The sequence below is a fragment of the Psychrobacter namhaensis genome (assembly GCF_016107545.1).
Taxonomy (GTDB): Bacteria; Pseudomonadota; Gammaproteobacteria; order Pseudomonadales; family Moraxellaceae; genus Psychrobacter; species Psychrobacter namhaensis.
In genome coordinates this window covers 119,987-134,613 of the sequence record NZ_JABASS010000003.1, presented here as the reverse complement: position 1 = coordinate 134,613, position 14,627 = coordinate 119,987, and the positions used below count along the sequence as shown (strand labels likewise).

The 14,627-nt window shown below is 39.6% G+C and carries 13 protein-coding genes, 1 tRNA gene and 2 pseudogenes; 4 read left to right on the top strand and 12 right to left on the bottom strand.

From position 1 onward, the window contains the following. Nucleotides 1-30: 30 nt before the first annotated feature. Both JFC06_RS04355 and JFC06_RS04350 read right to left on the bottom strand, forming a co-directional pair. Nucleotides 31-690 (bottom strand): response regulator, encoded by a 660-nt coding sequence (locus tag JFC06_RS04355; RefSeq protein WP_198334096.1) that lies wholly within the window; start codon nt 688-690, stop codon nt 31-33. 148 nt (nt 691-838) lie between these two features. Continuing rightward, a complete protein-coding gene (locus JFC06_RS04350) occupies nt 839-1,411 on the bottom strand; it encodes a PepSY domain-containing protein (protein WP_198334095.1) in 573 nt (190 codons plus the stop codon). Nucleotides 1,412-1,607: 196 nt separating this feature from the next. Here JFC06_RS04350 and JFC06_RS04345 point away from each other — a divergent pair, with 196 nt between their 5' ends. Then, the gene (locus JFC06_RS04345) at nt 1,608-2,153 is read left to right on the top strand and encodes a manganese efflux pump MntP (protein ID WP_198334094.1); all 546 of its coding nucleotides are present in this window, start codon (nt 1,608-1,610) and stop codon (nt 2,151-2,153) included. Here JFC06_RS04345 and JFC06_RS04340 read toward each other — a convergent pair. The 3 genes from JFC06_RS04340 to JFC06_RS04330 all read right to left on the bottom strand — a co-directional run bounded on the left by JFC06_RS04340 (nt 2,115) and on the right by JFC06_RS04330 (nt 4,429). Then, nucleotides 2,115-2,879: a PAP2 family lipid A phosphatase gene (locus JFC06_RS04340; protein ID WP_198334093.1), complete on the bottom strand. Its 765-nt coding sequence runs from the start codon at nt 2,877-2,879 to the stop codon at nt 2,115-2,117. The two genes, JFC06_RS04345 and JFC06_RS04340, sit on opposite strands and share 39 nt — an antisense overlap. Nucleotides 2,880-2,926: 47 nt before the next feature. After that, nucleotides 2,927-3,400 carry a diacylglycerol kinase gene (locus JFC06_RS04335; protein WP_198334092.1) on the bottom strand — a complete coding sequence of 158 codons (474 nt, stop codon included), beginning with the start codon at nt 3,398-3,400 and terminating at the stop codon, nt 2,927-2,929. Between the two features lie 432 nt (nt 3,401-3,832). Next, nucleotides 3,833-4,429, bottom strand: a complete 597-nt coding sequence (locus JFC06_RS04330) for a PepSY domain-containing protein (protein ID WP_198334091.1) — start codon at nt 4,427-4,429, stop codon at nt 3,833-3,835. Between the two features lie 353 nt (nt 4,430-4,782). On the opposite strand from JFC06_RS04330, the gene JFC06_RS04325 reads away from it, so the two are divergent. Next, nucleotides 4,783-5,763, top strand: coding sequence for a CorA family divalent cation transporter (locus JFC06_RS04325; RefSeq protein ID WP_198334090.1), 981 nt, complete (start codon nt 4,783-4,785; stop codon nt 5,761-5,763). Nucleotides 5,764-5,819: 56 nt separating this feature from the next. Here the strand turns inward: JFC06_RS04325 and JFC06_RS04320 are convergent, their stop codons facing one another. The 4 genes and pseudogenes from JFC06_RS04320 to JFC06_RS04305 all read right to left on the bottom strand — a co-directional run. Beyond that, nucleotides 5,820-7,166 carry a sensor histidine kinase gene (locus JFC06_RS04320; RefSeq protein WP_198334089.1) on the bottom strand — a complete coding sequence of 449 codons (1,347 nt, stop codon included), beginning with the start codon at nt 7,164-7,166 and terminating at the stop codon, nt 5,820-5,822. Nucleotides 7,167-7,263: 97 nt separating this feature from the next. Next, nucleotides 7,264-7,950, bottom strand: coding sequence for a response regulator transcription factor (locus JFC06_RS04315; protein WP_198334088.1), 687 nt, complete (start codon nt 7,948-7,950; stop codon nt 7,264-7,266). Nucleotides 7,951-7,994: 44 nt separating this feature from the next. Next, complete coding sequence (locus tag JFC06_RS04310; RefSeq protein ID WP_198334087.1) at nt 7,995-9,695, bottom strand: phosphoethanolamine transferase; 1,701 nt, start codon at nt 9,693-9,695, stop codon at nt 7,995-7,997. 70 nt (nt 9,696-9,765) lie between these two features. Beyond that, nucleotides 9,766-10,080 (bottom strand): annotated as a pseudogene (locus JFC06_RS04305) (DedA family protein); the annotation flags it as partial. 303 nt (nt 10,081-10,383) lie between these two features. Between JFC06_RS04305 and JFC06_RS04300 the strand changes: the two are divergent. Together JFC06_RS04300 and JFC06_RS04295 are read left to right on the top strand one after the other, a co-directional pair. Next, a pseudogene (locus tag JFC06_RS04300) lies at nt 10,384-10,734 on the top strand (type I restriction-modification system subunit M N-terminal domain-containing protein); the annotation flags it as partial. Nucleotides 10,735-10,787: 53 nt separating this feature from the next. After that, nucleotides 10,788-11,735, top strand: coding sequence for an IS256 family transposase, variant Zn-binding type (locus JFC06_RS04295; protein ID WP_455235073.1), 948 nt, complete (start codon nt 10,788-10,790; stop codon nt 11,733-11,735). A gap of 78 nt (nt 11,736-11,813) precedes the next feature. On the opposite strand, the gene JFC06_RS04290 is transcribed toward JFC06_RS04295, so the two are convergent. The 3 genes from JFC06_RS04290 to JFC06_RS04280 all read right to left on the bottom strand — a co-directional run bounded on the left by JFC06_RS04290 (nt 11,814) and on the right by JFC06_RS04280 (nt 14,278). Beyond that, entirely contained in the window at nt 11,814-13,091 is a 1,278-nt protein-coding gene (locus tag JFC06_RS04290) for a tyrosine-type recombinase/integrase (protein WP_198334084.1), read from the bottom strand. A 182-nt stretch (nt 13,092-13,273) separates the two neighbouring features. Then, nucleotides 13,274-13,360, bottom strand: a tRNA-Leu gene (locus JFC06_RS04285). Between the two features lie 144 nt (nt 13,361-13,504). Beyond that, nucleotides 13,505-14,278: a ferredoxin--NADP reductase gene (locus tag JFC06_RS04280; RefSeq protein WP_193006196.1), complete on the bottom strand. Its 774-nt coding sequence runs from the start codon at nt 14,276-14,278 to the stop codon at nt 13,505-13,507. Between the last annotated feature and the right edge of the window lie 349 nt (nt 14,279-14,627).

Genomic DNA, 14,627 nt, shown 5'->3' with positions numbered 1-14,627 from the left:
AACTGTAATGAGTTAAAGAGGTTACGGAATTTAAGCATTGCTGATATACCATCCAAGGCCACGGACATTCTTGATTCTATCTTGTCCGACCTTTTTGCGTAAACTATGAATCAAAAACTCAATGGCGTTACTTTCAACTTCGCCGCCCCAGCCATATAACGAATCCTCAAGCTCATTTTTGGACATGACTTTTTCAGGTGACAACATAAAGGTAGTGATGAGCATGTACTCCTTTGCGGTTAAATCGATAGGGCTACCATCCATCATGACCCGTTTGTGCGCGGTATCTAGACTGAGATTACCAACCGTCACTTGATTGTCAGCCTTGCCTTGTGCACGGCGAATAAGCACTCTCATGCGTGCAAAAACCTCTGCTAACTCGAAAGGCTTGACGACATAATCATCAGCCCCTGAGTCTAATCCTGCGATTCTGTCTTTTAATTGATCACGCGCGGTGAGTATCAACACCGGTGTTTCAATCTTGGCGTCGCGAATAGCGGTCAACACGCCCATACCATCAACCTCTGGTAGACCTAAGTCTAATAAGATGATGTCGTAAGGTTGCACCCTTAATGTCAGTATGGCTTGACGACCGTCTTTAACCCAATCAACCGTATAAGCTTCATCTTGCAAAGCCTCACTCAGACTCTCGCCAATCATCAAGTCATCTTCGACTACCAATACTCGCATAAGATATCCTTATTGTGTGGCTATTAGGATTAAAAAATATTTATCTATAGTGACACTTTTATAGTGTCTTTAAACTAAAAAGCTCTAATCGATACTAGTGTACAGAGTAGAGCCGTTGTTAAGCTATATTCAACCAAGTTTTAAAATATTAATTATCATCGTCTAACTGACTGCTGATAACCTGCCCATTCATGCCATCGATTACCAGTTTGTGTATGTCCATCCCATTAGCTATTTCAATCTCGTAAGCGGGTATACCGTTATCAAAATCAAACTCTGCTTCAGTAATTTTGCCACCAACACTTTGCGTTGCTTTTTGCATGGCTTGGGTTAGGGTTATCTGTGCTTGCCTCATAGCGTTATATTCTGCTAAGTCATCTTGATCCATTTTTTCCTGCTTAGATTTTAGAACTTTACCGCTACTGGCATCAACTTTTACTTCATGCTCCACTCCATTATTGATAAGCTCGATTTCATACTCGCCACCTGCCATATAATCATTTTGGTCAAATTCAGCGCTTACTAGATCACCTGTTATATTTTTTTGTGCAATAGCGACGGCTTGCTCTAGACTGATTTTACTCTTCGCTATTGCGACTGCATCACTCGTCTTTGCGCCTGAAATAGCAGGTATTTGGCCTGAGGCAACAGCGAGCGTACCAATACCTAGAACGGTCGCGGCAATAAGCAGGGATTTGGTTAAGGTTGATAGTTTTTTCATCGTATTTACTCCGTACGTGAAATTCATGACTGACGATTTGTTAATGAAAATGTCAGAGGTGTCGATATGAGTCCATCATACAAAATAAGACATAGGAGAAGCTTAGCGTAGAATAAGCGTTCAGTTAGCTACTCATATTTTTGAGCTATAATGCTGTTGCTCATTCGATAACCCTTATAAAGAGTAATGTTTTATTATGTTTGAGATACTATTATTGGCGTTAGCACTCGCTGCGGATGCGTTTGCGGCTGCAATCGGTCTTGGCTCGACACATAGAAGCGATGGTAAGTCGCAGTTTATAAAGATGGCGTTACTCATTGGATTATACTTCGGTGTTGCTCAGGGGGTGATGCCGCTAATTGGTTATGCGCTTGGCTCTACTATGCTCGGTTGGTTTGCGGAATGGGCTGCTTGGATCGCTTTTATCATACTAGTGGCTCTTGGGATTAAGATGCTTTATGAGTCGTGTTCGGTTAATGACGATACTCGGATCAATATAAGTCATAAAACCTTGCTGTCATTGGCTATAGCGACTAGTCTCGATGCGATGGCAGCAGGCTTTACGTTAAACCTGTTGGTAGTTAATGCTTATGCTGCCTGTTTAATCATCGCATTGACGACCGCTATTTTAAGTGTTTTAGGGGCTTATATAGGACGCCAGTCAGGAACATGGCTCGGCAGTTGGGCAGAAGCTCTGGGCGGTTTAGTGCTGATAGCGATTGGTGTGAAGATGGTTATTTGAAGCATGATTATGCTCTGTTCTCTTAAAAAACACGCTGGCCAGCGCACAAGCTACAGTCAAAGACACCAACATCGATACTAAGGTATGACTAAAAAAATGATCACCAAACATCATTTTATATAGGCCCATTGTCCAGCCTAAGGTAGTCACCAATTCAAATATTCGATAGCGATACTTATAAAGAGTAGGTAAAAATGCTAAGCCATACAAAGAAAATCCTGCGCTGGCATGAGCTGCTGGAAAACATTTTGCATCGGTTTTAGTAAGCATGCTTTGCCATAGATTAAGATAAGGTAGATCCCCGCCAAAAAACGTTAGATGATTAGGACAGCTCACATGAGTAACGCTTTTTAATAGCGCGATAGTAGAAGGCACTACAGTAAGAACAATAAGTAAGTAACTTATCTCACGAACGGATAAGGTCACAATAAATTTATTGAACTTACTATTATTGACGATAAAGGGTTTATTTGCAGGACGTCTATATTTGACAATTAATACGGCTAATAAATAGATCGCCGATAAGATTAATAATGCTTTAGGACCATCATAAAAAATAAAAGCGTAAGGCTGAGCGCCTTTTTGTATAAGCCACTGACTATTATTATAGAAAAACTCACTAATACGAATATCAAATTGGCTATGCTCAAAGGTTAGAGTGGCAATAATCGTTAAGCAAAAAAGCTTAAGCCATATCCAGTTAGATGAGTAATCTTCTAAAATCATGAGCTTGCCTTACTTAATGTATTAAATTGAGAAAAATCTAAGCACTTTTAAAATAAAAGATTTGATAACGCCATGCACCACAAAACGAACAACAGTAATAATGCTAAAAACTGCGCAGCAGAGCCGACATCTTTTGCTATTTTAGCGAAGGGATGATGATCCGTTGAAGTATGATCGACGCTCGCTTCAATACCCGTATTAATAAGCTCCACAATGATGGATAAGAACGAAGCAATCACAAGCACCATTTTGACAGTGACGTTAAAAGGCATAAATATAATGACCATGAACAATAAGAGATTGAGCCAGATAACTTGTCTAAAGGCTGCTTCAAATTTATAAGCCGCTTTAAAACCATCTATAGAATACCCCGTAGCTTTTACAATACGGGCTAACCCTTTTTTACCTTTAACCTCATTTGCAAAACTATCCGCTACAAAAGTATCATCAGATACAGGTTGATTTTTGTAATCAAGATTTGTATGTTCGTGGCTTGGAGCAGTAGTCTTGGAATTATTCATATCGATAGCTTAGTATTTATTAAGATTAGAATAGCTGGCAGGTCTTAATGATATTACAGTGCATGTTAAGATCGCGTTAAGGTGAATTTCATATAATAAAAAGCAGTAGCGAATACCGAGTTTGATTAAGGTATTGGCTACTGCTGATTATTAAAGTTACAGTGAAAATAAGAAAAAGTGCAATCACCGATATATTTATTGTTGTAATGATCCCAGTGTAGGAGGGCACTGGTTAGCACTTGGGTATCAGTATGTGCTTGGAGCTGTTAAGAAAGCGTTAAGATAAAAAATATTTATAAAATTATTTGAAAAGGGCAATATTAATATCAAAATTCAATATATACAAAAAAGCAATAGCTGACACCTTGTTTATCAAGGTATTGGCTACTGCATCCCATTAATGAAGAGTTAGTATTTAGCTTTGCTTACTTTTTAACCATCATCCTCCATGTCAACTTGGCTGCTTAGAACTTTGCCAGTATTGGCGTCTATACTCACGTCATATATCTGATTGTCTTTGACAACTTCGATATCGTACAAAGCTTGACCTTTTTCAAGCTCGAACTCAACACCGATGACTTTACCATTTACGCTTTGAGTGGCTTTTTGCATAGCACTAGTTAGCGTAACTTTGGCTTGCTTCATAGCGCTATATTCAGCCATGTCTTCTTTATCTAGTTTTTCTTGCTCAGTCTCAATAACTTTGCCAGTATTGGCGTCAATCTTGACCTCGTAAGCCGTACCGTTTAATACAAACTCAACTTCATACTCGCCCGTTACAGCACCCTTGCCATTATCATCATCGTCGTCATAATCGAATTCTGCGCTGACCAGATCACCTTTAGCATTCTGTTTAGCTATATCGATTGCTTGCGTTAAGCTGATCTTACTTTGCATAGCGCTGACAGCTTCACTTGATCCAGTTACGGCTTTGGTATTGGCAGCAGGTGCGGCGATAGCGGTTGCACCTACGCCTGCAATAGTAAGGGCGATGAGTGCTGATTTGGTTAGCGTTGATAAGTTTTTCATAAGAGTCATCCTTTGTATTAATCAATTTCTGACACACCATTAGTGGTTTTGCCAGCTACCTTGTGGGTATGAATCTATAATACGAGAAACGACATAGGAGAAACTTAGCGGAAATTAAGAGTTTGATTAGCGAGTAGATATAATAAATATTGCTTAATTTTCTGAGTTAAATCACTATCTAAATAGTATTAGCTACACTCTAAAGGACATCTATCTGTTAACTTAATCATTGTTGTAGCGTATTTTGGAATAAAGAAGTCATCAAATATCAAATATTTAACCACTCTTATTTTTGGCTTGAATAGCAACCTTGCTAAGTTTTGACTAAAGGTGTATCTATAGGAGGAAGAAGGATGTCAGACGAATTCTTACGAAATACGACACTTATCGCTTATTCATCTTCAACAGTATTAAAAGTACCTTGCGAAGATATCTTAATTTTGAACTTTGAGCCTCACGGCGACGAAGTTTTTTGGCTCAATACCTATGGTCTGAATGAATTAGATGAGATGAAACAAGTTGTCATCCAAAATCAATTTGATGACTTCTTAATTAAATTACTGCAAGATGATGAGCATGCCAATAAGGTTATCGAACTCGATAATGTCCTGTTTATCGCTCTAAAGGTATTAAAAACTGATGACAAAAATCTAGATAATGAACAACTGATTTTCGTTGTATCGTCAAATATGTTATGGAGTTTGCAAGAGAACAATAACAATCATTTTCAGTGGATTCGTGATCGCTTAGGCGAAGGCAAAGGACAAGTTCGAAGCAAAAAAGTAGATTATTTGCTTTTTCTGTTGATTGAATCATTGATAGCAAACTATGAAGAGACGTTTGAGAGCTTATTGAATGCTGACGGTGACTCGATAAAAGTGACCAATATTAAACCAACGCCTTATTTTACTAAAAAGGTTGAGGAGCAAAAACGTCGCATGTTGAACTTTAAGAAAGCGACGCTAAGCTTACGCAATACCATTGTAAAGCTTGAAACGATTAATATCTTTCCTATGGATAGTAAGTATTTCACCGAACTTAAAGAACAAGCCAACAACTTGATTGACGAAATTGATTTTGAGTTGTTTGAGCTTGATAGTAAAACCAATCTGATATTCTCAATTCAGGGACATCGTTTGAATGAAATCATGCGTACCTTGACTTTGGTGTCAGTCGTATTTATACCATTAACATTTTTGGTAGGCGTTTACGGCATGAATTTTGACTATATGCCTGAGTTAAAATGGAAGGAGGGTTACTTTGCCTTGTGGGGTGTGATGGTAACATTGACTGTGGCCATCGTTGTGTATTTTAAAAGTAAGAAATGGTTTTAAACTGTACTGCTAACTTGTAGTGTCTTAGGCTTTTAAAGATTGTTTATTAGTAGAATTTATTTATAATAAATACTGAAGGTGCTACCGCCAGCAGCATTGGCTTGATGGGTAAGTTGCCAGCCCATATGGGTCATGATGCGTTGCACGATGCTAAGACCCAAGCCCGTGCCTTCAACCTTAGTGCTTGTAAAGTATTCTGACAAAGAATCATTTGCTAAGGGTGTATCATTATTCTGCTGTTGCAGGCGCTCGAACCTCTCATAGAGTAGAGGCATCATCGCTTCAGGAATACCTAAGCCAGTATCGGTAACGGTGATTTTTTCATGATCAATAGTGACTCTTACCTCACCCTCATCCGTGTATTGAAAGGCATTCTTTATCAAGTTTCCTAGTGCCATTTTTAGCAGTTCAGGCCGCACATAGGCGAAATACTCTTGTTTAGCCACTAAGGTATAACTCACCGTTTTATAACGCAGCAAGTATTTCAAGCGCTCCACCTCATTGTTAGCAATGTTATTGATAGAGGTTTGCGGAGCGTCCAGTTTTTCAGGAGCACGCGAGAGTAGTAATAATGCGCTGATAATCTCAGAGGTTTCTTTGGCCGTATTGCTAATACGGTTAGTAAACTCGCTCAAACGGCTATCGCCTTCTAACTGGGAAGCCAGTACTTCTGATGCACCCATGATAATCGTCAAAGGCGTGCGCAACTCGTGGCTAACATCTCCAGTAAATAGCTGCTCACGTTTGAGATACTGCTCAAGCTTATGATTCTTCTCATCAATAGCGCGTGCTAATACGCCAACCTCGGAGGGCAAATGGGTCAATTCGGTTAAATTTTGATGATCGGTCTCTACTGCTTTTTTTAAGTCTAATAAAGGTTTAGTAATTTGCCTAGAGGATAGCTGAGAAAATATTGCGGCAATTAGTAAGCTTAAAATAACGGCAACTCTCAAGGCATTAGCAAAGATATCTTCTAGGTGCTCAAAGATGGCAAGGACAGGGTAGTTCCCCATTACCATCTCAGTGTCTTCTAAATAGCTCAAAATATAGTTTTGCTTATTTTTTTGATAGTGAAAAAAATGCAGTTCCGTTCTAACATCGCCACCTTTGGTGGGCACGGTTACGGGCATCTCTTGCACTGTCTCGGTTGCCAAAGCTTTTAAATTATCAGGTGCATGATTATAACGATAAATAGTGATGCCAGGTTTTGCCGTATAAATAGGCTGATCGCCGTCCTTTTCTTGACTAAGCTCTAGCTGTTGTAGCAAACGAGCTTTGACCAACTCTTGCTCCATCCTTGTCTCAGCGTACACAAAAATGCTGACGAATGTCGCACACAGTAGTATGGCAAATAGAAAATATGACAGTCGAAATTTATTGGCGATGGAGTCGATGCTGAACATGGTATTTACTTCTAGTAGAAGGCGGTAAGAAGGGAATAGTAGATATCACTAACACGACTCTCAATCAGGCTGAGTCGCTAAATCGTACAAGAATATTTTATACTTTATCCGGATTAATTATCTGATAACCCACTCCAGGCATCGTCATTATCATAGGTCTGGCAAATGGCTTGTCGACTTGTACGCGTACACTATGCATATGAGTCCGTAGCGCATCGCTACTTGGAATATCCTCACCCCATACCTTTTCCTCAAGCTCACTTTTACTGACGACTCGTGGCGACGCATTCATTAATGTTTCTAAAATTTTAAACCCTGTCGGTGTCAGTTTTAGTGATTTACCTTCTCGTCTAATCGTGTGCTCATTAGCATTTAAGGATAATGGTCCGACAGCTAAGCTGTGCTCAAAATACTCATCCTGATTTCGACGGATAAGCGCTTTGATACGTGATTCCAACTCAATGAGTGAAAAAGGCTTGACCAGATAATCGTCAGCGCCACTATCGAAGCCTGCGACTTTATCCAAAATCGTATCACGAGCCGTCAGCATCAATACGGGGGTTTTATTATGTAGCTCATCTCTCAGTTTTTTACATAGCTTGGTGCCGTCTATACCCGGCAGCATGACATCTAATAAAATAACGTCATAGCGATTATTTGCAGCGAGTGTTAGGCCGCTAATGCCATTATGAGCATTGTCCAACTCAAAACCTTTAGGTTCAAAAAAAGCGTAGATATTGGCGACAATATCGGGATTGTCTTCGATGATAAGTATCTTGTACATAATAGTCTCTTGTATAAATATTAGTAGCGCCTAGGTTGAAGGTCTTAATGGACAGTTTTAAAAAAGGTTGGCGCTGCTGCTACCTCATCGGTAGTAATACCGAAAAAGTTAAGTAAAGTTGGCGTAATAAAGTCATGTGATACGGGCTGATTAATCGTACTAATGAGACTACTTTTATCAATATTATTGCTAGTAGGCGACCAAATGATGACAGGCACCTGCTTTTGCGCATCAGGTGCGATAGCGTAGGGCATGCCATGCAAGTAAATATTATTCTCGCCTAAACTTTCGCCATGATCGCTAATATATACCATTACCACATCATAGTCCTGCTCATACTTTTTGAGCGTATTAATCACGTTATTTAAGAAATAATCTGTATAACGAATAGCATTGTCATAAGCATTGATGACGGATTGATCATCGCATTTAGCAAGCTCGTTCGTCATGCATACTGGTTTGTACTCTTCAAACTCCTTAGGATAACGTTTGTAGTAAGCAGGACCATGATTACCCATTTGATGCAATAAAATAAGGGTGTCTTTAGCAGAGCCGTCTGCTGTTACTCCTGTATCTGACTTAACTAAAGTATCAAAACCGTCAAGCATACCAATATCACGACACTCCTCATCACAATTTGGATTAACATCAGGCGTCTTAAAGTCCTCAAAAGTTACTCTATTAGCTACTCCTTTAGAGCTCGAATTATTGTCTCGCCAAACAACTTTGACGCCTTGCTTGTTCAAGGTATCTAGTACATTTTCATTATAGTCTGCCGTATTGTAATCATAATTTTCTCGATTAGCATAACTAAACATACAAGGTACGGAATAAGCGGTGGACGTGCCACAAGAGGTCGCATTTCTAAAGCTATAGATATTTGGCTGGCTAGCAAGTAAAGGCGTAGTGTCGCGCTTGTAGCCATTAAGAGCGATATGATCGGCACGAACCGTTTCACCAACGACAAATACCATGAGTTTAGGTTTTGCTGCACTAGTACCAGCAGTAGGGGTTATACGTTTGGCGTCTGTAGCATGCAGGGTCAAAGTATCCGGACGACGCAATTCATCGATATAGTCGGTACCTAATTTGATAACTGAATAAATAGGGGTAATAGGATTAGCATAACTACGAACCATTTTATGCTGACGAAAAAAGGTGGCGTATTGATCGCCAAAGGGCAGTAGGCAGACAGCCATTAAGGCGATAGATGAGGTTAAGGTTAACGCTTTTTGCCATAGCGCTCGACGTAAAGGTACTCTTTTTATGCGGATTTTAGCAATAATAACTGCGGGTATAACGCCTAGCAGGAACACTCGTATAAAGAAGCTTAGCGACATCAGCCCCATCGCTTCACCTTGATCGGTTTGTATACTATTGATCAGCATATTAGTATCGAAAATAGTGCCATAAGCGTCAGTAAAATAGCCACATACGGCCGCTGTCATTACCATAGCGATGAGCACTGGTTTAGCAATAGGACGATAGCAAAATAATTGGAAAAGCAGCCACATTAAGCCAAACAATAAGCCTGTGATAGAAACCATGAAGCCAACGTTATTACCAAAAGGGTAAATGCTAAGCACTTGCGCGAAAAAACCAAAATTTGCAGTAGCGACTAAATAGAGCGCAATGATAATAATCAGATAGTTAAGATTAATTTCATGATTAAAAATGCTGTTTAGATAGCTTTTTTTGGTAGGAGCTTTGGTGATTTCAGTGCTAAGTGCTTGAGAGGTTGACATAACTAGGCTTCTCAACAGGATGGTAAGGGGTTTGTTTCCTTACGATAACAAGAGGCCTGTTAAGAAGACGTTAAGGTGAGATATTCCCTTTTTTATTACTAGCTAATCGTCGCTTAATTATCCAACCAAAAATCATGGCGATAGCAAGCAGTAAAAAAATCTTTGAGTAGGGTGCTAACGTAGTCTCTATAACCTCGTAGTTTTTGCCAAAGTGGTAACCTGCAAGCGTCAGTACAGTTGTCCAAACACTAGAACCTAGAGCAGTCAATGCTAAGAACGAGAAGATCGGCATTTTGTTCATGCCAGCTGGAACAGAGATGAGTGAGCGAATACCAGGAACCATACGCCCAGAAAATACCGCTTTTTTACCATGCTTATCGAACCAGTCGCTAGACGATAAACCCTGATATTTAGTGTGTCACCTAAGTAAAATACTAAATAGAAAAAGGAAGATAGCCCTATATTTTATATAGGGTCAGCTTCCTTTTTTATTGTTCATGAAATATAGTCACAGTTTAATACAGATATGTTTAATAATATTCTCAGCACCCAGTTAGTGTAGGAGTTAGCACCTAATAAACTATTTTTACTATAGAGGGTCGGGTGCGTTATAATCTCAAGAATTCTGGTAAACCTCTATTTATCTTAGACTTATTCTGTAAGCCCTATTCAATAATAAGACCCTCCTATGACAACACAAAACTTCTCTCAAACCGCCGCTTTCATCTGGTCTGTCGCTGATCTATTGCGAGGTGACTTTAAGCAATCGCAATACGGCCGCATCATCTTGCCATTTACGCTACTGCGCCGCTTAGAGTGTGTATTAGCTGACCATAAAGAAGCGGTCGTCGAGAAGTATGCCACTATCAAAGACCAAGGTATGCAGGAGGACATGATAGAAAAGCAGCTTACCCGTATCAGTAAGCATGCTTTTTATAATATATCTCCTATGGATTTAAGTAAGCTAGGTCAAAGCGATATCAAGGATAATTTAAACACTTATATTCAGTCATTCTCAAAAGACGCGCGTGAGATATTCGGTGTAATGGACATTTTTCATGCTGGCGTATGGTCTAACGCTATATACTGTCTATATTTGCAAGGAATCAACGCCATGAATCAAAAAACTGCCCTTTTTGTCGTGATAAACACACCAAGAAGAATGGACGCAAGCTTGGCAAACAGCAGTATCAATGTCTCGCTTGCAGACGGCAGTTTTTAGGTGGAAAAAGACTCAATAACCAAACCCTTTGGACTGAATACACTCAGGGAAAACAGACCTACCAACAGCTGGCTGATAAATATCACTGTAGTCTCAAGACCATTCAAAGACGCTTAGATAAAGTCAGTACCCAGTATCAGATTAAGCAACCAAAGACTGCTAATATCATCATGGACACCACTTACTTTGGTCGCAAGTTTGGTTTAATGGTCTTTATGGACAATACCACTAAAGCCGTACTTTATTACGCGATAGTGGGTCATGAAACCAACAGTGCCTACAAGCAAGGTGTTGATCATCTAGTATCGTTAGGCGTTGATATACAAAGCATCACCTGTGATGGTAGACGAGGACTGCGTACGCTATTCACCCACACCCCTTGCCAGATGTGCCAGTTTCATCAAGTGCAAATAATAACTCGCTATCTCACTCGTCGACCTAAGAACAGTGCCAGTATCGAGCTTAGACGGCTCACTTTAGACTTAACTAAGCTTGATAAAGCCACGTTCACAAAATGCTTAGATCAATGGTATTTAACCCATGAAGACTATCTGAGTGAGCGTAGTACCAATGAAGATACTGGTAGAAGTTGGTACACTCACAAACGTCTTAGAAGTGCTTATCGCAGCCTCAGAACCAATAGCGATTGGCTATTTACTTACCAAGAATATGAGCACTTAGACATACCAAATACCACCAATTCTCTTGAAGGATTATTCAGTGAGTTAAAGCGACAATTACACAGTCATCACGGTCTAAGTGAGCAGCGTAAGTTGCGGTTTATTAAAGACTTTTTAGGGTCAAAGTCACTCAAATAGCATGAATTATGTCCATTAGCGACTACCTTCTACTTTTTAGCATGAATTTTGTCCATTACACCAAAAAACTATATGAAGTTATGTCTGTAAGAGGCTCTTAATCACCTCATCTTGAGTCATTCCTATATGCTTGCAATAAAAAGCTTCAATCTCATCTAAAGCTTCACGTAATTGTCGCTGTGATACCTGTATGTAATGTAGTGTCACATCATCACTAGATTTAGCCTCACGATGATTTAGCAGTCTCTTTAGTACAGGATAGGTTACATTAAGACTATTGGCGACAGTGCCAAATGTACGACGTAAATCGTGAGGCGTAATGTGCAAGCCAGCTTTGTCTGATATTGAATGATAACTACCGCTCAAATCTTTAACGTGGTCGCTATTTCTTTTCAAATCACTCGGAAATACCCAACGCTCTCCATTGCTCAATCTATAGCGTTCACTAAGTATGGCTTGAAGTATTTTTCCAGTAGGCATATGGTAATCAGAACCATTTTTAGTAGCTTTAAAAACGATACGAGCAGCGTCAAGGTCTACATCTTCCCATCTTAGTGTCTGCGCTTCATTTAAGCGAACTCCAGCAAACATAAAAAGCAGTAAAAGATCACGAGCATTATTGCTATAAGATGCTTGTTTGAAAGAACTACCGTCACGGTGTTCAATCAAAGTTTTAAAATATACTCCTAAATACTCTTCTTCAACATGACGAGTACGAGGTTTAATTTTGTTCCAATCATTCTTGGCATTCAGTATTCGAATGGGTTGATCCTTTATTATGTACTCCTCATCGTCATCTAAAAAACTATCTTGACAGTAGTTCCATATAGAGCGGAGAGCTCGCATAGTGGCATTCGCTTGAGCTGGACTAGATTTGCTGATTTCCTTATGTTTTTCACTTATCATAGTTTTAGTTATATCGTTTAACGATATATCAAGCCAGTCATCGAGTCGACCAAGTATTTGCTGATCATAAGTTTCAATAGTACGGCTAGCAAGATTTGGCTTCATCGATTTAAAGTAGGTATATGCTTCATTGAGTGTTGGTATATTACAATCTTGAATGTCTTTTAACTTTGGAGTAGCGTGATAACCATCGTAAACATCAAGCCCCTTTTTTATGTTGACCATCATCGTGCTAGCTTTTTCACGAGCTTCAGTCAAAGTGATTAGATGTGTTTCTTCAACTTCGTCACGATAGAGCTTACCATTGATGCGTTTATGAAGCGTGTATCTCTTAGATTGCTTACCTACACGAAGTGCAAAACCCGTTAATACTTCATCCATATAGATGTCTGTACCACTTGAAGCATATGCAACTGAATCGATAAACTTCTTACTAAGCTTAACTTTCATAATTCATCCGTCACGCCGCAGTTATTATATTAATAGCACTATAATACGTGAACATACAGATGTATTAAAGTATCAAGATAGTATCAAAATTTTATTTGACGCTAGTATTACTCGACCAATTTATAAATAATTCACGCAATAAAAAACCCTCACAATCCATAGACTGTAAGGGTTTCGTATAGTGGTACCAGTGGTCGGACTCGAACCGACACGCTTTTAAAGGCAACGGATTTTGAATCCGTCATGTCTACCAATTCCATCACACTGGCATGTTAGAAGATAACGTCTATTGGATAGATATTATCGAATTGGGTTACAGGGTTAACTCTGTATAGGCTGCGTATTATAGCAGCCTTTTTTTCACCGTCAAGAATTATTTACTATAATTTTCAATCAAAGCCAAAAAATGTAGTTTATCCAACAAAAGCGCGCTCAACTGCATAATCCGCTTGGACACCCATACGCGGTGAAACCGTTAAACCGAAATCATCTAAAATCGCTGAGACTTCTGCATTAAAAGGCATACTACCGCATATCATCACGCGATCATCGTCTTTGTTGATAGGGGGTAAGCCAATGTCTTCAAAAAGTTTACCTGACTTCATCAAATCGGTCACACGGCCTTGGTTTTTAAATTCTTCACGAGTCACGGTCGGGTAGTAGATGAATTTTTCGCGGTACCATTCTCCAAAGATTTCGTCATTGGGCAGCTCGTTTTCGAACATCTCACGATAAGCCAAATCCTCTGCATGACGTACGCCATGTACCAAAATGATTTTGTCAAAGCGCTCATAGACTTCAGGGTCACGTGCCAACGCTAAGAATGGCGCTAATCCTGTGCCTGTTGAGAGCATATAAAGGTGTTTGCCGGGTAGTAAGTCATCTAGCACTAGGGTCCCTGTTGGTTTTTTACTGACCAACAATTCATCGCCCACTTTGATGTGCTGCAAGCGTGACGTCAGTGGACCATCTGGCACTTTGATAGAAAAGAATTCCAAATGGTCTTCGTAATTAGGGCTAGCAATTGAGTAAGCGCGCAACAATGGCCTGCCATCGACAACGATTCCAATCATCGCAAACTCGCCATTACGAAAACGTAAGCCGTCGTCACGAGTGGTTTTGATGCTAAATAGAGAGTCATTCCAATGATGAACCTCTGTGACCGTTTCGGTGCGAAGTTTTGACATAAAGTCCTCGTTAATAAGTTGCTAACTGTAACGTTAAGTTAAATATGTGTAAAATCAATAGTTTCAATGACAAATAAAAATTATAACGCCGTATCTGGAGCCTGATGGTTGTCTAAATAGTTGTTGTTAACACATCAGTTTTGCCAGAGTTTGGGCACGGTAGATAGTCTGTAATCAAAAATTTCAAATGCTATTCTAACATTTTGTCGGATGTTATGAGTACGTATAGATGCCTACAAAGTCTACAGAAACGTACGAGAGTCTACGAGCTTAAACGGCTGTCATTGAATGGCTCGCTCATAATAACAAACTTTAAAATAAAAATCCGTCCAGCAGTGACGATGGGGCA